Origin of the sequence: Mesorhizobium sp. M1217 (assembly GCF_040318275.1) — a bacterium.
In the GTDB taxonomy this organism is placed as follows: Bacteria; Pseudomonadota; Alphaproteobacteria; order Rhizobiales; family Rhizobiaceae; genus Mesorhizobium.
The window spans coordinates 125,542-147,903 of sequence record NZ_JAMYMA010000011.1; the positions used below are offsets into that span (position 1 = coordinate 125,542).

General features: G+C 61.5%; 21 protein-coding genes. 8 read left to right on the plus strand and 13 right to left on the minus strand.

Annotation, left to right across the window (positions count from 1 at the left end; translation table 11 throughout):
• Positions 1 to 63: 63 nt before the first annotated feature.
• The 3 genes from NKH37_RS19845 (at position 64) to NKH37_RS19855 (ending at position 3,909) form a co-directional block, all read left to right on the plus strand.
• Entirely contained in the window at positions 64 to 1,728 is a 1,665-nt protein-coding gene (locus tag NKH37_RS19845; RefSeq protein WP_023717335.1) for an ABC transporter substrate-binding protein, read from the plus strand.
• 128 nt (positions 1,729 to 1,856) lie between these two features.
• On the plus strand, positions 1,857 to 2,978 hold the full coding sequence (locus NKH37_RS19850; protein ID WP_352640092.1) for a carbohydrate ABC transporter permease: 1,122 nt from the start codon (positions 1,857 to 1,859) through the stop codon (positions 2,976 to 2,978).
• Between the two features lie 13 nt (positions 2,979 to 2,991).
• Positions 2,992 to 3,909, plus strand: coding sequence for a carbohydrate ABC transporter permease (locus NKH37_RS19855; protein WP_352456619.1), 918 nt, complete (start codon positions 2,992 to 2,994; stop codon positions 3,907 to 3,909).
• Between the two features lie 26 nt (positions 3,910 to 3,935).
• Here NKH37_RS19855 and NKH37_RS19860 read toward each other — a convergent pair whose 3' ends face one another.
• Complete coding sequence (locus tag NKH37_RS19860; protein ID WP_352857142.1) at positions 3,936 to 4,679, minus strand: creatininase family protein; 744 nt, start codon at positions 4,677 to 4,679, stop codon at positions 3,936 to 3,938.
• Between the two features lie 5 nt (positions 4,680 to 4,684).
• Positions 4,685 to 5,251 (minus strand): SIS domain-containing protein, encoded by a 567-nt coding sequence (locus NKH37_RS19865; RefSeq protein ID WP_023717330.1) that lies wholly within the window; start codon positions 5,249 to 5,251, stop codon positions 4,685 to 4,687.
• Between the two features lie 184 nt (positions 5,252 to 5,435).
• On the opposite strand from NKH37_RS19865, the gene NKH37_RS19870 reads away from it, so the two are divergent.
• Positions 5,436 to 6,458 carry an aldo/keto reductase gene (locus NKH37_RS19870; RefSeq protein WP_352789589.1) on the plus strand — a complete coding sequence of 341 codons (1,023 nt, stop codon included), beginning with the start codon at positions 5,436 to 5,438 and terminating at the stop codon, positions 6,456 to 6,458.
• Between the two features lie 88 nt (positions 6,459 to 6,546).
• Here NKH37_RS19870 and NKH37_RS19875 read toward each other — a convergent pair whose 3' ends face one another.
• From NKH37_RS19875 to NKH37_RS19890, 4 genes are all read right to left on the minus strand, one after another.
• Positions 6,547 to 6,819 carry an HU family DNA-binding protein gene (locus NKH37_RS19875; RefSeq protein WP_006201846.1) on the minus strand — a complete coding sequence of 91 codons (273 nt, stop codon included), beginning with the start codon at positions 6,817 to 6,819 and terminating at the stop codon, positions 6,547 to 6,549.
• 196 nt (positions 6,820 to 7,015) lie between these two features.
• The gene (gene lon, locus NKH37_RS19880) at positions 7,016 to 9,427 is read right to left on the minus strand and encodes an endopeptidase La (protein ID WP_023674656.1); all 2,412 of its coding nucleotides are present in this window, start codon (positions 9,425 to 9,427) and stop codon (positions 7,016 to 7,018) included.
• Between the two features lie 280 nt (positions 9,428 to 9,707).
• Positions 9,708 to 10,982: an ATP-dependent Clp protease ATP-binding subunit ClpX gene (gene clpX, locus NKH37_RS19885; protein ID WP_006332719.1), complete on the minus strand. Its 1,275-nt coding sequence runs from the start codon at positions 10,980 to 10,982 to the stop codon at positions 9,708 to 9,710.
• A gap of 304 nt (positions 10,983 to 11,286) precedes the next feature.
• Entirely contained in the window at positions 11,287 to 11,916 is a 630-nt protein-coding gene (locus NKH37_RS19890) for an ATP-dependent Clp protease proteolytic subunit (protein WP_353041296.1), read from the minus strand.
• 347 nt (positions 11,917 to 12,263) lie between these two features.
• On the opposite strand from NKH37_RS19890, the gene NKH37_RS19895 reads away from it, so the two are divergent.
• A complete protein-coding gene (locus NKH37_RS19895) occupies positions 12,264 to 12,854 on the plus strand; it encodes a hypothetical protein (RefSeq protein WP_352724743.1) in 591 nt (196 codons plus the stop codon).
• A gap of 3 nt (positions 12,855 to 12,857) precedes the next feature.
• On the opposite strand, the gene NKH37_RS19900 is transcribed toward NKH37_RS19895, so the two are convergent.
• Complete coding sequence (locus NKH37_RS19900; RefSeq protein ID WP_353005505.1) at positions 12,858 to 13,961, minus strand: NAD(P)/FAD-dependent oxidoreductase; 1,104 nt, start codon at positions 13,959 to 13,961, stop codon at positions 12,858 to 12,860.
• Positions 13,962 to 14,057: 96 nt separating this feature from the next.
• On the opposite strand from NKH37_RS19900, the gene NKH37_RS19905 reads away from it, so the two are divergent.
• On the plus strand, positions 14,058 to 15,305 hold the full coding sequence (locus tag NKH37_RS19905; protein WP_353005506.1) for a cytochrome P450: 1,248 nt from the start codon (positions 14,058 to 14,060) through the stop codon (positions 15,303 to 15,305).
• A 162-nt stretch (positions 15,306 to 15,467) separates the two neighbouring features.
• Here the strand turns inward: NKH37_RS19905 and NKH37_RS19910 are convergent, their stop codons facing one another.
• Complete coding sequence (locus NKH37_RS19910) at positions 15,468 to 16,382, minus strand: LysR family transcriptional regulator (RefSeq protein ID WP_352682001.1); 915 nt, start codon at positions 16,380 to 16,382, stop codon at positions 15,468 to 15,470.
• A 109-nt stretch (positions 16,383 to 16,491) separates the two neighbouring features.
• Between NKH37_RS19910 and NKH37_RS19915 the strand changes: the two genes are divergently transcribed.
• The gene (locus tag NKH37_RS19915; RefSeq protein WP_352449344.1) at positions 16,492 to 17,949 is read left to right on the plus strand and encodes an LVIVD repeat-containing protein; all 1,458 of its coding nucleotides are present in this window, start codon (positions 16,492 to 16,494) and stop codon (positions 17,947 to 17,949) included.
• Between the two features lie 108 nt (positions 17,950 to 18,057).
• On the opposite strand, the gene NKH37_RS19920 is transcribed toward NKH37_RS19915, so the two are convergent.
• From NKH37_RS19920 to NKH37_RS19940, 5 genes are all read right to left on the minus strand, one after another.
• Positions 18,058 to 18,408 carry a cupin domain-containing protein gene (locus tag NKH37_RS19920; protein WP_353005507.1) on the minus strand — a complete coding sequence of 117 codons (351 nt, stop codon included), beginning with the start codon at positions 18,406 to 18,408 and terminating at the stop codon, positions 18,058 to 18,060.
• 5 nt (positions 18,409 to 18,413) lie between these two features.
• A complete protein-coding gene (locus tag NKH37_RS19925; RefSeq protein WP_353005508.1) occupies positions 18,414 to 19,694 on the minus strand; it encodes an O-acetylhomoserine aminocarboxypropyltransferase in 1,281 nt (426 codons plus the stop codon).
• 158 nt (positions 19,695 to 19,852) lie between these two features.
• Positions 19,853 to 20,374, minus strand: coding sequence for a CoA-binding protein (locus NKH37_RS19930; RefSeq protein ID WP_353005509.1), 522 nt, complete (start codon positions 20,372 to 20,374; stop codon positions 19,853 to 19,855).
• Positions 20,375 to 20,451: 77 nt separating this feature from the next.
• On the minus strand, positions 20,452 to 20,874 hold the full coding sequence (locus NKH37_RS19935; RefSeq protein WP_353005510.1) for a VOC family protein: 423 nt from the start codon (positions 20,872 to 20,874) through the stop codon (positions 20,452 to 20,454).
• A 9-nt stretch (positions 20,875 to 20,883) separates the two neighbouring features.
• Positions 20,884 to 21,705, minus strand: coding sequence for an enoyl-CoA hydratase (locus tag NKH37_RS19940; RefSeq protein ID WP_353005511.1), 822 nt, complete (start codon positions 21,703 to 21,705; stop codon positions 20,884 to 20,886).
• A 149-nt stretch (positions 21,706 to 21,854) separates the two neighbouring features.
• Between NKH37_RS19940 and NKH37_RS19945 the strand changes: the two genes are divergently transcribed.
• A complete protein-coding gene (locus NKH37_RS19945; RefSeq protein ID WP_023717318.1) occupies positions 21,855 to 22,319 on the plus strand; it encodes a PaaI family thioesterase in 465 nt (154 codons plus the stop codon).
• Positions 22,320 to 22,362: the final 43 nt, after the last annotated feature.

Consider the following 22,362-nt stretch of genomic DNA (forward strand, 5'->3'; position numbering starts at 1 on the left):
GGGAACATAATCGGCGCTCCACCATCTGAACCAATTCACGATTGATCTTCTGGGAGGAACGAGATGAAAGTCAGCCTTTATAACCAACTTGTCCGCGCCGGGGCCACCCGCCGCGACGTGCTGAAGGGAGCGGCCAGCATGGCCGCCCTCGCCGCGGCCTCAAGCGCCGGACTTGGTGCCCTGACGCGCCCGGCTGCGGCCGCCGATGACCTGCGCGCGCAGATCCTGCAGATCCCGGGCGTCGGCAAGGGTCAGCCGACCGATGCCGATTTCCAGCAGGTCGGCGAGCTTTGCCTGGGCGCCACCAAGGCCAATGTCAAGGAAGGCGAATTCGCCGGTGTCGAACTCACCTTCATGGGCCTCAACAATCAGAACCTGCACAATGTGCTGTTTCGCGGCTTCCTGAAGCCGTGGGAGACCTATACCGGCGCCAAGATCAACTGGATCGACCTGGCGCAGGCTGACTACAACGCCCGCCTGCAGCAGTCGATTGCGACCGGCACCGTCGATTTCGACATCATCGAAATGGGAGCACCGTTCGAAGGCGACGTCTGCGGCAAGGGTCTCACCTCCGAGATGCCGGACTGGGTCAAGGACCAGATCGACATGAAGGACGTCGTGGCCTATCTGCAGCCGCCGGTCGGCACCTGGGACGGCAAGCAATATCGCGTCACCGTTGACGGCGACGCGCATAACTTCAACTACCGCACCGACGTGTTCGCCGATGCCGACCTCGCCAAAGCCTGGAAGGACGGCGGCGGAGAAGGCGAATGGGGCGTGCCGAAGACCTGGCAGCAGGTGCAGGCGGTGACGAAATTCCTCAAGGGCAAGCAGGTGAACGGCCAGGATGTCTTTGGCTACCTCGATGCGCCCAAGCCCTGGGGCGGTTTCGGCTTCTATTTCCTCGGCAGCCGCGCCAGCGCCTACGCCAAGCATCCCGATGACAAGGCATGGCTGTTCGATGCCGACACGATGAAGCCGCGCGTCAACAATCCGGCATGGGTGCGGGCGATCCAGGACGTCATCGATGCCCTGCCCTCCGAACCTGCCGACCAGATCAACGCCGACCCGAATACCACCGCCTTCCAGCAATTCCTGGCAGGCACCGGTTCGATGGTCACCTGGTGGGGCGACGTCGGTTCGAACGTCAAGACCAACGATTCCTCGGTCGTCGGCGACATCACCGGCTTCTCGATCCTGCCGGGCTCGGACGATGTCTACAACTCCAAGACCGGCCAGTGGGACAAGCTCGCCAGCGGGCCGAACCATGCGCCGAACTGCGCCTATCTCGGCTGGGGCGTCTATGTCATGGCCCGCGTCGACGGCGACGAAAAGAAGAAGAAGGCGGCCTGGTCTGCCGCCGCCCATCTCGGCGGCAAGGACCTGTCGCTCTGGTGCGCGGCCTATCCGTCGGGTTTCCAGCCCTATCGCAACTCGCATTTCAACATTCCGGAATGGGTGGCGGCGGGCTACGACGAGGCGTTCATCACCTCGTATCTGAAGTCGGAAGCCGACAGCTACAACCATCCGAACGCGGCGATCGAGCCGCGTATCCCCGGCATCTTCCAGTATTACAGCGCCGCCGAGGACATTTTGGCCAACACCTTTGCCGGCAAGATGAAGGCGCAGGAAGGCGCCGACGCCATCGCAGCCGCCTGGGAGAAGCTGACCGACCAGATCGGCCGCGACAACCAGATCAAGCTCTACAAGGCCTCACTCGGCATGTAGGTTGAGATAGTGAAACTTGGTCCGGCGGCGTACAGCCGCCGGACCTCCCCTTGACCGACTTGGCCTCGACCGGCTCGGCCGGTCATCGAGCCTCCTGTGAACGGGCAAGACGCGTGGCTGACCGGACCCTGGCTGACCAGACTCTGTCGACAAGTGAATGGCCGGCAGGCGCCGTGCCATCCGACCTGATACCGCGGAGCCGCAAACGGCTTGGCTGGGCGCTGATGGCTGCTGCAACGCTAGGCCTTCTGGCGGTGATTGCGCTGCAGATCCTTTACAAGAGCGATGTCGACACTATCGGCTTCGAGACGTGGCGGCCGGTGGTCTACGCCTATGTGCTGTGGGGTGTCGCGCTCGGCATCGGCCAGGTGCTGACGCGCGGCGAGAATGGCCAGCGCGCGTTGTTCCTGCTGCCGGCGCTGCTGTTCACCATTGCCATGGTGATCTTCCCGACATTGTTCGGCTTCTACATCGCGCTGACCGACTGGAACCTCAGTTCCTTCAGCGGCCGGCAGTTCAACGGGCTCGACAATTTCTGGCAGATGCTGAACGACGCCTATTATCGCAACGCCCTGTTCAACATGGTGCTCTACGTGCTGGCCGTGTTCGTCGAATATGTCATCGCCTTTGGCCTGGCGCTGCTGCTCAACGCGCAGATCCGGGCGCGAAAATTCTTCCGCGTCGTCTTCCTCATGCCCCTGATGCTGTCGCCGGTGGCTGTGTCGTGGATGATCGGCAAGTCGCTGATGGAATACCGCTTCGGGCCCGCCGCAACGCTGGCGCGGCATCTCGGCTGGGAAAACCCGGCCTTCTTCTCCAATCCGATCACCGCCCGCATTTCGATCATGGTGCTCGATGCCTGGACGTTCATCCCGTTCATGATGATCATGCTGCTCGCCGGCCTGCAGGCGATGTCGCGCGAGGTGCTCGAGGCGGCGCGTGTCGATGGCGCCACCGCCTGGCAGACTTTCTGGCAAGTCACCTTCCCGCTGATGCTGCCGGTGTCGGTGACGGCGGTCATCCTGCGCATCATCTTCAAGCTGAAGCTCGCCGATATCATCATCACTGTCACCTCCGGCGGCCCGGGCGGCGCGACTGATTCGGTGTCGAGCTTCATCTACCGCGAATATCGCGACCGCTCGAATGTCGGCTACGGCACGATGCTGGCGATGGCCTATTTGGTCATCATCATTGTCTTCGTGACCTGGCTGCTGAAATTCGCCAGCCGCTTCGTGCGCAACGTCAACTGATCGGGCCGGCAAGATGAGCGTTCAAACCACCGACTTTGCCGCCTCCGAAATCCGCTCGCCGGCGGCGTTCTTCGCCAACCGCGTCTTCATCTACGGTGCCCTCATCTTCTGGGCCTTCATCTGCCTGTTCCCAATCTATTGGACGATAACCACCTCGTTCAAGACCGCGGTCGACGTCACCCAGGGCCATCTGATCCCGTTCGTCGATTTCAAACCCGACTGGAAGGGCTGGCGTTCGCTTGGCCTGTCGCCGGACTCGATCTTTCGGACGTCGACGGTGCGCGACGAATTCATCAAGCGCTTCATGAATTCGGTCATCACTTCGGTCGGCGCGTCGACCCTGGCCATCGTCATCGGCAGCCTCGCCGCCTATGGGCTGACCCGCTATCGTTACAAGTTCGCCTGGTTCAGGAACGAGGACATTTCCTTCTTCTTCCTGTCGCAGCTGATCCTGCCGCCGGTGGTACTGGCCCTGCCCTTCCTCGTGCTCTACCGGGAAGTCGGCCTGCTCGACACGCGCGTCGGGCTGATCCTGCTCTACACGCTGATGGTGCTGCCGATCGTCATCTGGATCATGCGCGACCAGTTCAATTCGATCCCTGTCGAGCTGGAGGAGGCAGCACTCGTCGATGGCCTGTCGATCTGGGGCGCCTTCTTGCGCATTGTCATGCCGATCGCGCTGCCGGGCATGGTCGCCGCCTTCATCCTGGCGATGGTGCTGTGCTGGAACGAGTATTTCTTCGCCGCGCTTTTGACCTCGACCGATGCCAAGACCATTCCTGTCATGGTGGCGAGCCAGACCGGCTCACAAGGCATCAACTGGTGGTCGATGGCAGCGCTTGCCACCGCGGCCATCACACCGCTCGCCGTCATCGGGATCGCGCTCGAGCGTTACCTGATCATGGGCATGACCGCGGGCGCGGTGAAATAACTGCGCCGGGAGAAGGAAAAACCGCACTAACCCAAAAGTGTTGCCCGCAAATGATCGAGGATCATGGCAACCCCTTTTTGCCCCAGTTCCGCCGAGGCTTCGGGCGCACTTGCCGTGTACCAGCCGGTGTTGTCGGCGAAGCGGCCCGCATCCACCGCTTCCGGGCACAGCGCCAGCATGAGTGACGTCTCGCCGGTGCCGGCATGGTCGAACGGGTACTGGCTGTGCATTGAAGCCGGCATCAGCGGATGCACCTGTACCCAGTTGAAGAAATTGCTGCCCTCGGCGTGCTCGGCATAATAGTCAGCCATCGCCGCAGAGCCCCACCAGCCTTCGCCGCGTTCTTTCTCCAGGAAGCGGAAGATCGCTTGTCGGCCGGCGGCCTTGAAGGCGAGATCGGTTGGCATGCCGGCAGCAAAATTCTCGGTTTGGTGGTGAATGATGGCGTGGATGTTGCGGAAGCCAATGCGCAGCAAGCTGTAGAACAATTCTTCCGCAAATGGCGCCAGCACATTGCCGCCGACCTGCACCGAGCCGCTGCCTTCCGGCGCCGCAACGGCATAGCTTGCCGCGCCGTAATAGAAGGGCGGCAGAATGACGATTTCGGCCTCCGTTTCGAACAGTTCCAGGCTCTTGACCACGGCCAGCGTGTCCATGCCGACGGCCATGTGCTCGCCGTGATATTCGAGCACACCGAGCGGCAACACGACCGGCCGGTTCTCGGCGATCGCCTTGCGGATATGGTGCGGCAGCATCAGTTCGTAGCGCATGACACCTACTCCATATTGGTGTGGCGGGCGCGCATCGCTTCCGGCGAGACGCCGGTCAGATCCCTGAGCTTCAGCACCATCACTTCGAAGAGGACGAACAGCGCGCCTTCGAACACCGAGCCCATCGGCAGGACGGATGTCTTTTCCGGACCCTGGTCGTCGGCCATGGTCTGAGCCGGGATAAGCAGCGTGAAGTCGGCCAGCTTCGCGGCAGTGCTGTCGGCTTGCGCGGTGAGCAGCAGGACGACGGCACCGGCCTCGCGCGCGACCCGCATCAAGGTCAGCACCGTCGATGTCTCGCCCGGGCCGGAACTGGCGAGGAAGACATCGCCCGCGCCCAGCGGCGGCGTGGTCATGTCGCCGACGACCGACACCGGCAGACCGAGATGGTAGAGCCGCATGGCAAAACCCTGGACCTGCAGCGCCTCGCGGCCGCAGCCATAGGTGACGATCTTTTTCGCGCCGGCCAAGATGGCGCAAGCCGCGTCAATGCGGCTTTCGTTGATACGCTCCAGCACGGTGCCAAGCTCGCTCAGCGCAATCCCAAACAGGTTTTCGCCGTCGTCCGTCATGACATTTGCACCAGCTTGCAGGTACCGGAGAACCACATGAACATCTCAGTCACATTTGCCCCGAACAGCTTGTTTTCATTCATGCTATCACCGCGAAAATTGGTGTCCAACGACACGCAGTGCTTTTGATGCGCTACAGCCGTGATAGTGTCACGGCAAATCGTAAATGAGGAAACGACAGCATATGAAGACACGGCATTTCGACCGCATCGGCAATGGCGGCATCAACTTCACCGAGCTCGGCTTCGGCACCGCGCCGCTCGGCAATCTCTATCGCGCCGTGTCCGATGAGGATGCCAATGCCACGCTGGAGGCGGCATGGCGGGTCGGCTGCCGCTACTACGACACAGCACCGCTCTATGGGCTCGGCCTCGCAGAAACGCGGCTTAATCCGTTCCTGCGTTCGAAGAGGCGCGACGACTACGTGCTGTCGAGCAAGGTCGGGCGCATCATGCGCGCCTGCCCGCCGGAACAGCGCACCGGCATCGGCAAGTTCTTCGACACGCCGTCGCGCCGCGAGGTCTACGACTACAGCTATGACGGCGTCATGCGCTCGTTCGAAGCCTCGCTGGAACGGCTCGGCGTCGACCGCATCGACATCCTCTTCGTGCACGATGTCGATATCTTCACTCATGGCAGCAAGGAAGCCTCGGACCAGCGCATCCAGGAATTCATGAGCTCCGGCTACTATGGATTGCTGGCACTGCGCGACCAGGGCGTAATCGAGGCGTTCGGCGGCGGCATCAATGAGTGGCCGGTTGCCCAGACGCTGGCCGAGCGCGGCGATTTCGACCTGTTTCTGCTTGCCGGGCGCTATACGCTGCTGGAGCAGGAGGCGCTGCAGTCTTTCCTGCCTCTATGCCAGCAACGCGGCATCGGCATCGTTCTCGGCGGGCCGTACAATTCCGGCATTCTGGCAACCGGGCCGAAGCCCGGCGCCTACTACAATTATTCGGAAGCGCCGCAGGATATCATGGACCGCGTCACCCGCATCGAGGCCGTCTGCAAGCGCCACGGCGTGCGCCTGATCGAGGCGGCGCTGCAGTTCCCGCTGTTGCATCCTTCGGTCGTGTCGGTAATCCCGGGTGGCCAGCGGCCGGGCGAAGTCGAAAGCAATCGCTCGCTGCTCGACGCGAAGCTGCCATCAGCGCTGTGGGCCGATCTCAAGACAGAAGGCTTGATGCGCACGGATGCGCCGACGGCATAGCGCCGCCTTTTCCAACGACACCGCGGGCACAGAAAAGAAAAACCGGATATGCCGGCTTTTCTTTTCTCTGAAAGACTTAAGGAGGCGCTTAGTTGACCGCGTCCTTGAGGCCCTTGCCGGCCGAGAACTTCGGCACGGTGCGCGCCGGGATCTTCACTTCCGCACCGGTCTGCGGATTGCGGCCGGTCGACGCGGCGCGTTTTGACACGGTGAAATTTCCGAAGCCGACAAGCCGGACATCGCCGCCCTTTTTCAGTTCGCCGGTGATGACGGAAAACACCGCATCAACCGCCGACTGCGCGTCACCCTTCGAAATACTCGCGGCATCGGCGACAGCGGACACCAGTTCGTTCTTGTTCATAAAAATTCCCTTCCATGAGAAAACCGGAACACTCGACTCATCCGGCAGGAAACGGACTTTAGAAAGAAGCGCTCCGGCAACCAAGTCGAAAAGCGCCAAGAAAGTCGAAAAAAGCCCGGAAATCCGGGGTTCTTCACATGAAAAAGCCGGGCTCAAGGCCCGGCTCTCTCTTTGTGCATTGCAACTTTAGCAAGAACTAATGCGCCAGCGATTTACCAGCCTCGTCTCCGACATCGACCACGGCCGGCGCATTGACGGGTTCGACCCACTGGATCGGTTCCGGCATGCGCACCAGCGCATGGCGCAACACTTCACCAACGCGTGAGACCGGAATGATTTCCATGCCGCTCTTCACGTTCTCCGGAATCTCCGCCAGATCCTTAGCGTTCTCTTCCGGGATCAGCACCTTCTTGATGCCGCCGCGCAGTGCGGCAAGCAGCTTTTCCTTAAGGCCGCCGATCGGCAGCACCCTGCCGCGCAGCGTGATCTCGCCGGTCATCGCCACATCGGCCTTGACCGGGATACCGGTCAACACCGAGACGATCGCCGTCGCCATCGCCACGCCAGCCGACGGTCCGTCCTTAGGCGTTGCGCCTTCTGGCACGTGCACGTGGATATCGCGCTTGTCGAACAGCGGCGGCTCGACGCCGAAATCGATGGCCCGCGAGCGGACGTAAGAGGCCGCCGCCGAGATCGATTCCTTCATCACGTCGCGCAGATTGCCGGTCACCGTCATGCGGCCCTTGCCGGGCATCATGACGCCTTCCACCGTCAACAGCTCGCCGCCGACTTCCGTCCAGGCGAGCCCGGTGACCACGCCGACCTGATCGTCGCTCTCGACCTGGCCGAAGCGGAAGCGCGGAACACCAAGGTAATCGGCAAGATTGTCCGCCGTGATGTTGATCGTCTTCTTCTTCGTCTTCAGGATCTCGGTCACCGCCTTGCGCCCGAGCTTCATCAGCTCGCGCTCCAGGCTCCTGACGCCCGCTTCACGGGTGTAGGTCTGGATGATGCCGCGGATCGCGTCCTCGCCGACGGAGAACTCCTTCGGCTGCAACGCGTGGTCGCGGATCACCTTGGGCATCAGGTGACGCTTGGCGATTTCGATCTTCTCGTCCTCGGTGTAACCGGCGATACGGATGATCTCCATGCGGTCCATCAAGGGCGCAGGGATGTTCAGCGTGTTCGCCGTCGTCACGAACATCACGCTCGACAGGTCGTATTCGACCTCGAGGTAATGGTCCATGAACGTCGAGTTCTGCTCGGGATCGAGCACCTCGAGCAAAGCCGATGACGGATCGCCGCGGAAATCCTGGCCCATCTTGTCGATCTCGTCGAGCAGGAAGAGCGGGTTGGATTTCTTCGCCTTCTTCATCGACTGGATGACCTTGCCGGGCATCGAGCCGATATAGGTGCGGCGGTGACCACGGATCTCGGCCTCGTCGCGCACGCCGCCCAGCGCCATGCGGATGAACTCACGACCGGTCGCCTTGGCGATCGACTTGCCGAGCGAGGTCTTGCCGACGCCGGGAGGTCCGACGAGGCACAGGATCGGCCCCTTCAGCTTCTTCTGGCGGCTCTGCACGGCGAGGTATTCGACGATGCGGTCCTTGACCTTGTCGAGGCCGAAATGATCCGTATCGAGCACGTTCTGGGCAAAGGCCAGATCCTGCTTGACCTTGGAGTTCCTGCCCCACGGGATCGACAGCAGCCAGTCGAGATAGTTGCGCACGACGGTCGATTCAGCCGACATCGGCGACATCGTCCGCAGCTTCTTCAGTTCGGCTTCCGCCTTTTCGCGGGCCTCCTTGGAGAGCTTGGTCTTCTTGATGCGCGCCTCGATCTCGGCGGCCTCGTCGCGGCCGTCCTCGCCTTCGCCGAGCTCCTTCTGGATCGCCTTCATCTGCTCGTTGAGGTAGTATTCGCGCTGCGTCTTCTCCATCTGGCGCTTGACGCGCGAGCGGATGCGCTTCTCGACCTGGAGCACCGAGATTTCGGCTTCCATGAAGCCCATCGCCTTCTCCAGCCGTTCCTTGACGGAAAGCGTGGCGAGCATCTCCTGCTTCTCGGGGATCTTGATGGCAAGATGCGAAGCGACCGTGTCGGCGAGCTTGGAATAGTCGTCGATCTGGCTGGCGGCACCCACCACTTCGGGCGAGATCTTCTTGTTCAGCTTGACGTAGTTCTCGAAGTCGGTGACGACGGAACGGGCCAGCGCCTCGACCTCGACCTCTTCCTCCTCCGGTTCGACCAGCGCCGCAGCACGGGCTTCATGGAAGTCGGGACGGTCGGTGAACGCAACGATTTTCGCGCGCGAGGCGCCTTCGACCAGCACCTTCACGGTGCCGTCCGGCAGTTTCAGCAATTGCAGCACATTGGCGAGCGTGCCGATGTCAAAGATGGCATCGGGCTCCGGATCGTCGTCGGCGGCATTCATCTGGGTCGCAAGCAGGATCTGCTTTTCCTGACCCATCACTTCTTCCAGCGCCTTGATCGACTTTTCACGCCCGACGAAGAGCGGAACGATCATGTGCGGGAACACCACGATGTCGCGCAGTGGGAGGACTGCGAAGACGCCGTCGCTGGGAGCCTTGGATAATTTGGCCATTGTCCAACCTTTCATGTCGCGGCCGCCAATCGGCCAACCGCGAATCTCATATTAACGACCGGGGATCGTTCCGCCTACCACCGTTTGTGACGGGAGTTTTACAGCACAGAATTCGGCACCACGGCCTTCTGCCTTTAGTTGGAGGCACGGCGGGTAAAGATCAAGGGTCAACACGGTCCGTCCCTCCAATCCGCAGCCATTACGCGGCGCCGTACGCGGTGTGCGACAGCAAAACGGCGCCCCGCGGCGCCGTTTCAGAAAAATCCATTGCCGGCTCACGTCAGGCGCTGACGTTGCCCTTCTTTTCCTTCTGCTCGGAATAGATGTAGAGCGGCCTGGCGTTGCCTGACACCACCTCTTCCGAAATAACCACTTCGCGCACGCCTTCGAGCGCCGGCAGCTCGAACATGGTGTCGAGCAGAATCGCTTCCATGATCGAACGCAGGCCGCGCGCGCCGGTCTTGCGCTCGATGGCGCGCTTGGCGATCGCCGACAGCGCGTTCTCGTGGAAGGTCAGGTCAACATTCTCCATCTCGAACAGCCGCTGATACTGCTTGACCAGCGCGTTCTTCGGTTCGGTCAGGATCTGGATCAGTGCCGGCTCGTCGAGATCCTCCAGCGTCGCCAAGACAGGCAGACGGCCTACGAACTCGGGAATGAGGCCGAACTTCAACAGATCCTCAGGCTCGACCAGGCGGAAAACATCGCCGGTGCGGCGATCCTCGGGCGAAGCGACGATGGCGCCGAAACCGATCGAGGTCTTCCTGCCGCGATCCGAGATGATCTTGTCCAGGCCGGCAAAAGCGCCGCCGCAGATGAACAGGATGTTGGCGGTGTCGACCTGCAGGAATTCCTGCTGCGGATGCTTCCTGCCGCCCTGCGGCGGCACGGAGGCAACGGTGCCTTCCATGATCTTCAAAAGTGCCTGCTGCACGCCCTCGCCCGAGACGTCGCGGGTGATCGAGGGGTTGTCCGACTTGCGCGAGATCTTGTCGATCTCGTCGATATAGACAATGCCGCGCTGGGCGCGCTCGACATTGTAGTCGGCCGACTGCAACAGCTTCAGGATGATGTTCTCGACGTCCTCGCCGACATAGCCGGCCTCGGTCAGCGTCGTCGCGTCGGCCATGGTGAAGGGAACGTCGATGATGCGGGCCAGCGTCTGCGCCAGCAACGTCTTGCCGCAACCGGTCGGGCCGATCAGCAGGATGTTCGACTTCGCCAGCTCGACGTCGTTGTTCTTGCCGGCATGGGCGAGGCGCTTGTAGTGGTTGTGGACGGCCACCGACAGCACGCGCTTGGCGTAGGGCTGACCGATGACGTAGTCGTCGAGAACCTTGAGGATTTCCTGCGGGGTCGGCACGCCCTCGCGCGACTTCACCATCGAGGTCTTGTTCTCCTCGCGGATGATGTCCATGCACAGTTCGACGCATTCGTCGCAGATGAACACCGTCGGCCCGGCGATCAGCTTGCGCACTTCGTGCTGGCTTTTGCCGCAAAACGAGCAATAAAGCGTGTTCTTGGAATCACCGCTGTTGTTGCCGACCTTGCTCATTTTCCTGTCCTTTCATGGCCGCCCGCCGATGGTCTGGTTGAAAGGGCGCATATTCAATCTATCGCGGGAATCCGCTGCCGCCAGTGCCCCGGCTCCCGCAACGCATTCCGTACGAAACACAAATCGGAAAACGGGGCAATGATTCGAACAACCCCACGCAAAGCTAAGCCGTCGAAAATCAACATAGCCTTAACGTAGGCAATTGCACCCGTCGAGGGAACAGCCAATTGTGGCCGAAATGCCGCAAGCTGCGCCAAAAGCGCGTGATCCCGCCACTCATTGCCACCGCGGGGCCACCGCGGGCCTATAAGGCAATACCTTCGACCGGCTCACGTGACGAAATGACCTTGTCGATGAGGCCGAAATCCCTGGCCTCGTCGGCAGTCATGAAATGGTCACGGTCGAGCGTTTTTTCAATCTCATCGTAGCTCTTGCCGGTGTGCTTGACGTAAACCTCGTTGAGGCGGCGCTTCAGCTTGATGATGTCCTGGGCATGACGCTCGATGTCGGAAGCCTGGCCCTGGAAGCCGCCGGAAGGCTGGTGGACCATGATGCGGGCGTTCGGCGTGGCGAAGCGCATGTCCTTGTGGCCCGCCGTCAAGAGCAGCGAGCCCATCGAGGCGGCCTGACCGATGCAGAGCGTCGACACGGGAGGCTTGATGAACTGCATCGTGTCATAGATCGCCATGCCGGAGGTGACGACGCCGCCGGGCGAGTTGATATAGAGGTTGATTTCCTTCTTCGGATTCTCCGCCTCGAGGAACAGCAGCTGCGCGCAGACCAGCGTCGCCATGCCATCCTCGACCGGGCCGGTGATGAAAATGATGCGCTCCTTGAGGAGCCGCGAGAAAATGTCGTAGGCCCGCTCGCCGCGATTGGTCTGTTCGACCACCATCGGAACGAGGTTCATGTAGGTTTCGACGGGGTTCTTCATGGACTATCCCTTTTTGAGGATGGGATTCCGGCGCCGGAGATTTGCAATCGGGCAGAATCGGTTCTGGATCGTTATTGTGTAAATAGGATGCCGGCTCACCCTAGCGCAAGGCCGCCTCTCCTAGCCATCCGGTTAAGTCGAATCAAGGTTTCCAAACCAGTTTCGCCTGTCGCCGTGCCGGCAGCCCCTCTTCTGCCGTGGGAAGGGGCGCTCATGCTTGGCCGTTGTTTAGCAGTTTCTTAACCGCATCGCTTAACGAAAAGTGGTGAAACCGCTTTTTCCGGCCACGGCTTACCCTACAATTCAACGTTGAACTCGCTTCACGCAGTTCAAACAGGGGGAGTGCGATGATCAAGAAAGTTGCATCCTTGGCCCTTACCAGCATCGCCGTATTCGGCATGGCGTCCGAAACGGCGGCCGGCGGACGCGCGGTCGAATGCTATGAGCAGGTCAATCGGCCGGCCGTCTACGACACCGTCTACGAGGACGTGCTCGTCAGCCCAGCCGGCCAGCAGGTGGAATACGAGGCGCCAATCTACGGGACGCGCGAGCGCGTGGTGCAGATCGCACCGGCGCGCGTCAGCTACGAGATCGTGCCCGCCATCACCCGCACTATCTACCGCACCGTGAGGGTCGATGACGGCGGCTATTCCTGGGAATGGCGCATCATCGATGGCCGCAAGGTGCTGTGCAAGGTCAGGCACAGGGCGCGCTATGAACGCGTGGCCGAAATCGTCGTGGTTGAGCCGGAACGCCGGCGGCGCGTTGTCCTCCCCGCCGAGTACGAGGACGTCGCCGAAGAAGTGCTGGTGCGGCCGGAGCAACGGCGCATCATCGACATTCCGGCGTCTTATCAGACAGTGGCCCGCCGCGTGGTGGTCAGGGAGGGCTCATCCAGCTGGCGCCGCGCGCATATTCCGAGGCATTGCCAGTATTAGCGCTCAGGCCACCTCCGCCCTGAGCCATTTCTTCAGGCCGTCGACATCGCCGTTGCCGACGCAGGCCGCAACCCTTCTGCCGACTGCCGCGCCGAACTTGTAGCCGTGGCCGGAGCAGGCCGAGACGACCAGGCATCTGCCTTTCTGGTGAGCCAGGAATTTCTCGTCGGCGGTGAAGGTGTAGGCGCAGGTGACCACTTCGGTGACCTTGTACTCCTCGATACGGGCAATCGGCGGCGAAAACAGGTTGCGGATCGCCTCGCCTTCGCCCGGCACCGGCTGACGGTTCCAGTCGGCATCGCTGGTCGGCACCCTGTGCAGGCCGGAGCCGAATTTCATGCCGGCCCCGCCCGAGGGCGGGATGGCGTAGCCGTCGACAGTGCCGCCGATGTTGAGGACGACCGGTGCTGCCTGCCAGACCGCTTTCAGGTCCGTCGGCGGTTCGACATAGGCGAGCGCGGTGCGCCAGGTTTTCAGCTCGCCATCCAGCTCCGGGAACAGTTTTAGCACCCAGGCGCCGGCAGCGACGACGATCCGGTCGGCCTGCATCGTTTCGCCGCCCGCCAGCACGACATGCCCGGCCTCGGCGTCGATCTCGACCACCTTGCTGTTTTCGTAGACATTGGCGCCGTTCGCGCGCAGCCACCTGGCGAGGCCGGCAGCGATCTCGCGGCAGTGCAGCGCGCCGCCGTCCGGCGAAAAATACGCATAGCGGAATGAACCAGGTTCTAGGAACGGCCAGCGTTCGACAGCGGCATCCGGCTCGAACAATTCGAACGGGTAGTTCCCGGCTTCCATGCCTTCGCGGTATTCCTCCGCCTCATCTCCCGGCTGGCGCGAAATACAGATGAAGCCGCGCGGATCGAGATGGCTTTCGCCGAGATCGGCCCACATCTCATCCCATGCCTCGTAGGCTTCGGTGATCAGCCGGCCGTAGCCCGTTCCGGCCCGGTAGGCGCGGCGGATGATGCGATGATGATCGCCGGAGGCGGCGAGCGGATTGGGGATCGGTCCCTGCTCGACGATCGAGACGAGGTGACCGGCCTTGGCCAGCGACCACGCCGTCGAAAGCCCGGCAATGCCCGCACCGATCACGATCACATTCATGAAACCGTCCTTCCGCAACCGCTTCGGCGGCTCACCTCACGGGAGGGCCAACATACGGTCTGGCACCAGACTGGCAAGCCGCGCTAATGATCCGGCATGACCGAATTGAAGCCGCCCTACCTTGCCTTTGATCCAGCCACCCGCCGCCTGCGGCTCGGTCCGCACGAGCCGGCGTTCTTCCAGAATCCGTACGAAGCCTACGCCTTCCTGCATGGCGCATCGAACGCCTTCTTCTGGGAGGAGTTTGGTTTCTGGTGCTTTGGCGGCTTCGACGACGTCAACCGGCTGCTGCGCGATCGCCGCTTCGGCCGGCAGAACCCGGCCGGCATTCCGGACAGCCGAGGCATCGGTCAGGACCGCACGCACCTCAGCGCGTTCGACGGCATCGAGGCCAATTCGATGCTGGAGCTGGAGCCGCCTGTCCACACACGGCTCAGAACGCTGGTCAACCGCGCCTTCGTCTCGCGCCAGGTCGAGCGGCTCAGGCCACGTGTCGAGGCGCTGGCCAACGAACTGATCGACCGTTTCGAACCAGGAGGAGTCGACCTGCTGCCGGCATTCGCAGCTCCCTTGCCGATCACCATCATTGCGGAGATGCTCGGCGTGCCGGTCGACATGGGGCCGCAGCTGCTCGACTGGTCGCATCGGATGGTCGCCATGTACATGCATGGCCGCACCCGCGAGACGGAGGACACGGCCAATCGCGCCGCGCGCGACTTTTCCGATTTTCTGCGCGGCTACGTCGCCGAGCGGCGAAAGAGGCCGGGCGAGGATCTTCTGTCGCTGCTGATTGCGGCACAGGAGGACGGCCAGAAACTGTCGGAGGACGAACTGGTGTCCTCGGCCATCCTTTTGCTCAATGCCGGCCATGAAGCAACTGTCCACCAGACCGGCAATGCGGTGCGCTCGATCCTTGCGCAAGGCGGCGACCCGCGCCGCTTCTTCGCCTCACCGGAAGCAACAGCCGCGACGGTCGAAGAGTGCCTGCGCTTCGACGCGCCGCTACACATGTTCACGCGCTACGCCTATCAGGAGGTCGAGGCCGGGCCGGGGATCATCGTCCAGCTGGGCGAGACGATCGGTCTGCTGCTCGGCATGGCCAATCGCGATCCAGTCGCCTTTGCCGAGCCCCTCGCCTTCAGGCCGAACCGCGCCGACCAGAAGAACGTATCGTTCGGCGCCGGCATCCATTTCTGCATCGGCGCGCCGCTCGCCCGGCTCGAACTGCAGGTGTCGCTGAAAACCCTGTTCGACCGGCTACCGCAGTTGCATCTTGCCGAGCAGCCGCGCTTCCGTGACACGTATCATTTCCACGGGCTGGAAACGCTTGCCGTCAGAATCTGAGGACGGCTTCCGACGACAGGCTTTGAAAGCCGGCTCCGGCGAATTCCGGTCAAATAGGTAACATCTCAAGGGTCGCGAGTGCCAAATAATCGCTGATCGAACGATGAAGCTGCCGGAAGCAGGACCTCACACTAACAATCCCGGATGCCTATAGAAATTCGGTCATGAAGCTTGAAGAGAGACGGGATTTGAATCTTTTTGCGTCGTCTCGCGGACGATGTCGAGGAAGGCCTTCAGCACCGGCGAGGGTTGTTCATGCCGGTAGATGATTGAAGTGTCGATAGACAAGGTTCGTCCCTGGATAGGGCGATAAACGACGCCGCTCCGGCGCAAATTTTGCAGACAGGCGGGCAGCAGCGAGACGCCCAGCCCGACGGATACAAGTCCGATGATTGTCTGCTTCGGCGTTGCTTCTCGAACGATCCTCGGGCTGAACCCGGATGAACGGCACAACCCCACGATCTCGTCATAGAGGGATGGATTGATGCTGCGCGGGAACTGAATCAACGCTTCGGAGGCCAAGTCGGCTAGCGCGACCTCTGCTTCCGAGGCCAGTCGATGCGTTTCCGGCAAGGCCACGATCAGGGGTTCGACCAGTATGCTTTCGACCTTCAATGCGTTGTGAACGACGGGAGGATGAACAAAACCGATATCGAGCTGGCGTTCGGCCACAGCCCTGACTTGATTGGGAATGCGTAGGTCGGTCAGGCTCAACTCGACCTCGGGATAGCGCTTGGTGAAGCGTTGGACGACAGAAGGCACCACGCTGTAGATAGCCGCGTCGATGAATCCGACAGCAAGATGGCCGGTTTCGCCACGATCGGCTTTGCGAGCAAGCTCCACCGCCTGCTCTGTCTGCTGAAGCACGGCCCTAACCTCATCAAGGAACACACGCCCCGCCGCAGTCAGTTCGACCTTGCGCTTGGTGCGCTCCAGCAAGCGCACACCCATCGCCTGTTCCAGTTGCTGGATCTGCTTTGTCAGGGGCGGCTGTGAGATATGCAAGCGCGCTGCCGCGCGCCCGAAATGCAGCTCTTCGGCGACGGCCATGAAGGACTGCATCAGCTTGTGGTTCATCTTCAGCCTTTAATTTCCCAAATAGAATTACCCATGGCTCAAACGATATTGGACGGAAAGTATCGGAATCTGCAAAATCCGGAAAGCTGCAAAATCCGGGAGACGCGCTTTGAAAAATTCCGAGATTTCACGCCGCCAGATGCTGAAAGTGCCGCTCATCGGCGCGACGATCGCCGCGACATCTCAATCCGGTCTTGTCTGCGAGGCCCTTGCCCAACCCGTTCCAGCTTCGTCGCCAGCGCCCCCTGGCGCTTTCGCCCACAATGTCGAAGCAGTGGGCTATACCGATCTCGATCATCGCCCAGCCTTCAAAATGGCGATCAGGCAGGTTGGCGAACGTTGGTATCTCTACACTGGGCACTTCTGGCACTCCGGCTGGAGCATCGTGGACGTGACCGACCCGGCCAAGCCCGAGACGGTCAAGTTCGTGCCCTATCTCGGCACGAATACTTGGACTCTACAAATAGATTTGTCCGGCGACACGATGGTGACCGCCCTCGAAAAGCCCTTTGCTAATTTCGGCGGTGACCCCGACGCACCGTTCGGCGAAGGCGTTCTGATCTGGGATATCGCGGACCCCATCAATCCGAAACAACTCAGTCACTACCGCACCGGCGGAAACGGCACGCATCGCAACCTCTATCCCGGTGGACGTTATGTCCACCTTGCCGCCGGCATGCCGGGTTACAGGGGCAACATCTACGTCATCCTCGATATTTCGGATCGCTCGAATCCGCGCGAAGCCGGACGCTGGTGGGTGCCGGGCCAGCACGAGGCCGGCGGCGAGAGCTTTGCGGCTGCGAAGCCCGCCGCCGACCAGGAGACCGCCGATCGCTACCGGTTGCGACTGAAGCCGCAATGCATGTGCGGCGCCTTCTGCGCCAGCACGGGCGAGGATGTCTCGCTGCACGGCCCGCCTTATGTCACTGGCGATCTTGTCTATTTGCCTTATGGTGCGGCCGGAATCGTTGTGCTCGATATTAGCGACGTCTCCCAGCCGAGGCAGGTCGGCGGCCTGAGCTTCAGCCCTCCGTTTCACTCGCGCTTCGGTGTGCATAGCGTGCTGCCGATTCCAGAGCGCGGCATTGCCTTCGCCAATTCGGAGAACGTCACCTATGGACTTGGTCCGATGCATCACGCTTCGATCGTCGATATTTCCGATTCCAGTGAACCCTTTCTGCTGTCGCTGTTGCCCGAACCAGTGCCACCCGAAGGCGCTCCCTATTCGGATTTCACAACTCGTGGCGGCTGGCGCGGACCGCACAACATCAACCACCACCAGCATCATCCCGATGTCCAGAAACAAGGCGATCTGTTCTATATCGCGCACTTCAACGCTGGGCTCAGGGTCTATGACGTCTCGAATACTCGGCTTCCGCGCGAGGTCGGCTACTTCATCCCGCCGGAGCCAGTCCGACGCTACGGCCCTATGCCGGAAGACAAGCTGGTTGTTCAGACCGAGGACGTGGTCGTGGACCGGCGCGGCTTCATTTACATAACTGACAAGAACCAGGGGCTCTGGATTCTCCGCTACACCGGCCCGCGGCCGGAAACGGATCGAACGTGACGGTCACATTCACCCTGAAGTTTCATGGCACCGCGACATGATGAGCCGATACGGATTTTTCCGACACGGACATCGATCGCCTTTTGTAAAGTCCGGCGCGATGCAAGATCAAAGCTTGATTGCATACTCCTTGCGCGTCGTTTCAAGCACTTCCCAGCTTCCTCTAAAGCCCGGCCTGAGCACGAAGCTGTCGCCTGCCCTGACGGTGCGTGCATCGCCGCCGTCTTCGGCGATCACCGAAACCCCTGACAGGATGTGGCAGAACTCCCACTCATCATATTCGATGCGCCATTTGCCTGGCGTCGCTTCCCAGACGCCGGCATAGAGGCCGCCGTCCTGTTCCTCGACATTCCAAGTGCGGAATTTCGGATCGCCCGAAATCAGGCGATCCGGCGCCGGTGCGCCAAGTTCCGGTTCGACGGTGTCGACGCCGACGGAAAGAAATTTCGGCGTGGTCATGGCGATCAAACCTTGGCGAGAGCCTGTTCCAGATCGGCGACGATGTCGTTGACGTCCTCGATGCCGACCGAAAGCCTGACCGTGTCCGGCCCTGCCCCGGCGTTGATCTTCTGCTCGTCGGAAAGCTGGCGATGCGTGGTCGATGCCGGGTGGATGACCAGCGACTTGGTGTCGCCGACATTGGCCAGGTGCGAGAACAATTCGAGCGCCTCGACGAACTTGATGCCCGCGGCATAGCCGCCCTTCAGCCCGAAAGTGAACACCGCGCCGGCGCCGAGCGGCGAGTACTTCTTCTGCAGCGCGTTGTTCTTGTCGCCGGGCAGGCCGGGATAGGACACCCAGGCAACCTTGGGATGGTTGGAAAGCCATCCGGCGACCGCCGCCGCATTGTCGCAGTGACGCTGCATCCTGAGCGGCAAGGTTTCCAGACCGGTCAGGATAAGGAATGCGTTGAACGGCGAAATCGCCGCGCCGATATCGCGCAGCCCGAGCACTCGGGCGGCAATGGCGAAAGCGAAATTGCCGAAGGTTTCGTGCAGGACGAGGCCGCCATATTCGGGGCGCGGCTCCGACAGCATCGGATATTTGCCCGACTTCGACCAGTCGAAGGTGCCGCCGTCGACGATGGCGCCGCCGATCGAGTTGCCGTGGCCGCCGATGAACTTGGTCAGCGAATGCACGACGATGTCGGCGCCATGCTCGATCGGCCGCAGCAGATAAGGCGAGGCCAGCGTGTTGTCGACGATCAGCGGCAGGCCGTGCTTGCGGGCGATGTCGCCGATCTTCTCGATATCGACGAAGACGCCGCCCGGATTGGCCAGGCTTTCGATGAAGATCGCCTTGGTCCTGTCGTCGATCTGGCTCTCGAAGGTCGAGATCTCGTTGGTATCGGCCCAGCGCACCTGCCAGCCGAAATTCTTGAAGGCGTGGCCGAACTGGTTGATCGAGCCGCCGTAAAGCTTTGTCGCTGAAACGAAATTGTCGCCCGGCTGCATCAGATTGTGGAAGACCAGCACCTGCGCGGCATGGCCGGAGGCGACCGCAAGGCCTGCCGTGCCGCCTTCGAGTGCCGCGATGCGCTCTTCCAGCACTGCCTGGGTCGGGTTCATGATGCGGGTGTAGATGTTGCCGAACGCCTTCAGCCCGAACAGCGAGGCGGCATGATCGGCATCGTCGAAGACGAAGGAGGTCGTCTGGTAGATCGGCGTCGCTCGCGCGCCAGTCGCCGGATCCGGCTTGGCGCCGGCATGGACGGCGAGCGTGTTGAAACCGGGCGTGCGGGCCATCGAAAACCTCCCTCAATAGTAAATGGTGAATGGTGAATGGTGAATGGTGAATGGTGAATGGCAAAGTCGGCCAGCCCCACCCTGATTGCAAGCGGCTCATATGCCGCCTTGCCCGCCTTCCAGAAAAATCCTTCTATTCACCATTCACTATTCACTACCTACTTCTGGCGAACGCCGAAGCTCTGGAATCCCGGCCGCATCAGCGGCTTCTTCGACGACAAAACGCCGGAATTGACGCCGGTCCAGCCGATCTCGCCGGACAGCTTGCCATATTCGATCTTGGGGCAACGGTTCATCACCACCTTGATGCCGGCGGCTTCGGCGCGTGCGGCCGCCTCGTCATGGCGTATGCCAAGCTGCATCCAGATGACCTTCGGCAGCGAATCGAGCCGCAACACCTCGTCGACAATGCCCGGCACGGCAGCGGAAGCGCGAAACACGTCGACCATATCGACAGGTCCTGGAACGTCGGCGAGTCTGGCATAGGTCATCTGGCCTAGAATCGCCTTGCCAGCCTGGCCGGGATTGATCGGGAACACCGAAAACCCTTTGCCGAGCAGATATTTCAGCACGAAATAGCTCGGCCGCACATCGTTGGCCGACGCGCCGACCATGGCGATGGTCTTCACCGAATTGAGGATGCCGGCGATATAGGCGTTGTCGTAGGCGTCGTGGTTCATGCCTCGTCATACAGCGCTTCGGAGTGAGGTGCCAACAGCCGCGTCAGTTGCTTGCGATGAGCCAGAGGGGAACCTCGTCAGGCCGGCAGCGAAATCGATCCGTCTTCCGCGATCGGAAAAGCCGGATTGTGCGCCACTTCCCAGACATGGCCGTCCGCATCGGCGAAATAGCCGTACCAGCCACCCCAGAAGGCCCGTTGCGCCGGCTTGACGATACGGCCGCCGGCCTTCTTGGCCAGCGCCAACACTGCATCGACCTCGGCGTCGGAGCGGGTGTTGTAGGCGAGGTAGACGGCCGACGGCGCGTTGCCGAAGGTCACGCCTGAATCCTCCTCGGCGCTTGGGCGCGGAAACAGGGCAAGGATGGCGCCACCCATCTGGAAGAAAGCAACGCCCTCGGTGATCCCGGCATGGCGGGTCAGGCCCATCGCCTCATAAAAGCGCGTGGCGCGCTCGAGATCGTCGGTGGCGATGGTGATGATGGAGATGCGCGGTTCCATATCCGCCTCCTATTCCTCCGGCCATTCCGGCTTGCGCTTGCCGATGAAGGCGCCAATGCCCTCTTCCGCATCGCGCGCCAGCATGTTCTCGACCATGACGCGCCCGGTGTAATCATAGGCCTCGGCCAGCCCCATTTCCGCCTGCTCATAAAAGGCTTCCTTGCCGATCTTGACGACCAGGGAGGATTTGGCAGCAATGGTTTGCGCGTATTTGGTAACAATCTGATTCAGATATTCGCGCGGCACGACGCGGTTGACCAAGCCGAATTCCTTGGCGGTTGCCGCTTCGATCGTTTCGCCGGTCAAAAGCATCTCCATGGCGTGCTTGCGCGAGACATTGCGCGACAGCGCCACCATCGGCGTCGAGCAGAACAGTCCGATATTGACGCCAGGCGTGCAGAAGGTCGCCTCGTGCGAAGCGATGGCGAGGTCGCAGCTGGCGACCAGCTGCAATCCGGCCGCCGTCGCCAGGCCATCGATCTCGGCGATCACCGGCTTGGGATGGCGAACGATCGCCTGCATCAGTGAAGCGCAGGCGGAAAACGTCTTTTCGAAGAAGGCCCTGCCGTGATCGGCATCGGCGCGGTGCGTGCTTAACTCCTTGAGGTCGTGCCCGGCGCAGAACACTTTGCCGGCCGCCCCAAGGACGATGACGCGGACGGACTTGTCGGCCTTGGCGCGGTCGAGTTCCGCCATCAGCGCCGCCATCACTGAAAGCGAAAGAGCATTGGCCGGCGGATTGGCGAGCGTCAGGCGCAACACGCCCTTATCCAGCCGGGCGGCGACCGGCCCTTCAGCAACGGCAGGCTTGATGGCGACGATTTCGGCCATGGGTCATTCCTCCGCGATTCCGGATCGGTGATGGACTAATCTAGTATGCGGGTCTCGCTTCGTCCAACACTCCGCCTCTGCCATAATGAATGGCTGTTGCCAGAAACGGCACGCTGCGCTCAAACAGGAAGGCACAACGAGAGACCGCCATGCCTGCTCAAAGCAATCTCAAGCCGGTGCTGACGGCTGCTGACGTCAACGCGCTTGTGGCGACTGTTTTCCCGCAGCTCAACGACCAGTTCACCTTCTACGAGGCGTTGGAGGTGTTTCCAGGCGGCTGTGTTGTGCGGCTCAATGCTGACGAGCGCCATTTGCGTCCCGGCGGCACCGTATCGGGTTCGGCGCTGTTCACGCTGGCCGACATAGGCGGTTATGTCTGCGTGCTCTCGCATGCCGGACCGGATGCACTTTCGGTCACCACCAGTCTCAACATCAATTTTGTCCGCAAGGCCGAGGCCGGGCCGATCGACGGCCATTGCCGCATCCTCAAGCTCGGCAAGAGCCTGATGGTGTTCGATATCGACATCGTCGCCGGCCCGGAGGGACACACGGTAGCGCACGCAACGGGCACCTATTCGATCCCGCCAAAGCGGATTGGAGATGTGGTAAAATAATACCTTGTGCTCAAATCATTGTTTTTGCTTGATTTTACCCCAG

What these genes read in the sequence shown, in the direction of transcription:
- NKH37_RS19845 (WP_023717335.1), top strand. Translation starts at nt 64, where the DNA reads ATGAAAGTCAGCCTTTATAACCAACTTGTCCGCGCCGGGGCCACCCGC.
- NKH37_RS19855 (WP_352456619.1), top strand. Translation starts at nt 2,992, where the DNA reads ATGAGCGTTCAAACCACCGACTTTGCCGCCTCCGAAATCCGCTCGCCG.
- NKH37_RS19860 (WP_352857142.1), bottom strand. Translation starts at nt 4,679, where the DNA reads ATGCGCTACGAACTGATGCTGCCGCACCATATCCGCAAGGCGATCGCC.
- NKH37_RS19865 (WP_023717330.1), bottom strand. Translation starts at nt 5,251, where the DNA reads ATGACGGACGACGGCGAAAACCTGTTTGGGATTGCGCTGAGCGAGCTT.
- NKH37_RS19870 (WP_352789589.1), top strand. Translation starts at nt 5,436, where the DNA reads ATGAAGACACGGCATTTCGACCGCATCGGCAATGGCGGCATCAACTTC.
- NKH37_RS19875 (WP_006201846.1), bottom strand. Translation starts at nt 6,819, where the DNA reads ATGAACAAGAACGAACTGGTGTCCGCTGTCGCCGATGCCGCGAGTATT.
- lon (WP_023674656.1), bottom strand. Translation starts at nt 9,427, where the DNA reads ATGGCCAAATTATCCAAGGCTCCCAGCGACGGCGTCTTCGCAGTCCTC.
- clpX (WP_006332719.1), bottom strand. Translation starts at nt 10,982, where the DNA reads ATGAGCAAGGTCGGCAACAACAGCGGTGATTCCAAGAACACGCTTTAT.
- NKH37_RS19890 (WP_353041296.1), bottom strand. Translation starts at nt 11,916, where the DNA reads ATGAAGAACCCCGTCGAAACCTACATGAACCTCGTTCCGATGGTGGTC.
- NKH37_RS19895 (WP_352724743.1), top strand. Translation starts at nt 12,264, where the DNA reads ATGATCAAGAAAGTTGCATCCTTGGCCCTTACCAGCATCGCCGTATTC.
- NKH37_RS19900 (WP_353005505.1), bottom strand. Translation starts at nt 13,961, where the DNA reads ATGAATGTGATCGTGATCGGTGCGGGCATTGCCGGGCTTTCGACGGCG.
- NKH37_RS19905 (WP_353005506.1), top strand. Translation starts at nt 14,058, where the DNA reads ATGACCGAATTGAAGCCGCCCTACCTTGCCTTTGATCCAGCCACCCGC.
- NKH37_RS19910 (WP_352682001.1), bottom strand. Translation starts at nt 16,382, where the DNA reads ATGAACCACAAGCTGATGCAGTCCTTCATGGCCGTCGCCGAAGAGCTG.
- NKH37_RS19920 (WP_353005507.1), bottom strand. Translation starts at nt 18,408, where the DNA reads ATGACCACGCCGAAATTTCTTTCCGTCGGCGTCGACACCGTCGAACCG.
- NKH37_RS19925 (WP_353005508.1), bottom strand. Translation starts at nt 19,694, where the DNA reads ATGGCCCGCACGCCCGGTTTCAACACGCTCGCCGTCCATGCCGGCGCC.
- NKH37_RS19930 (WP_353005509.1), bottom strand. Translation starts at nt 20,374, where the DNA reads ATGAACCACGACGCCTACGACAACGCCTATATCGCCGGCATCCTCAAT.
- NKH37_RS19935 (WP_353005510.1), bottom strand. Translation starts at nt 20,874, where the DNA reads ATGGAACCGCGCATCTCCATCATCACCATCGCCACCGACGATCTCGAG.
- NKH37_RS19940 (WP_353005511.1), bottom strand. Translation starts at nt 21,705, where the DNA reads ATGGCCGAAATCGTCGCCATCAAGCCTGCCGTTGCTGAAGGGCCGGTC.
- NKH37_RS19945 (WP_023717318.1), top strand. Translation starts at nt 21,855, where the DNA reads ATGCCTGCTCAAAGCAATCTCAAGCCGGTGCTGACGGCTGCTGACGTC.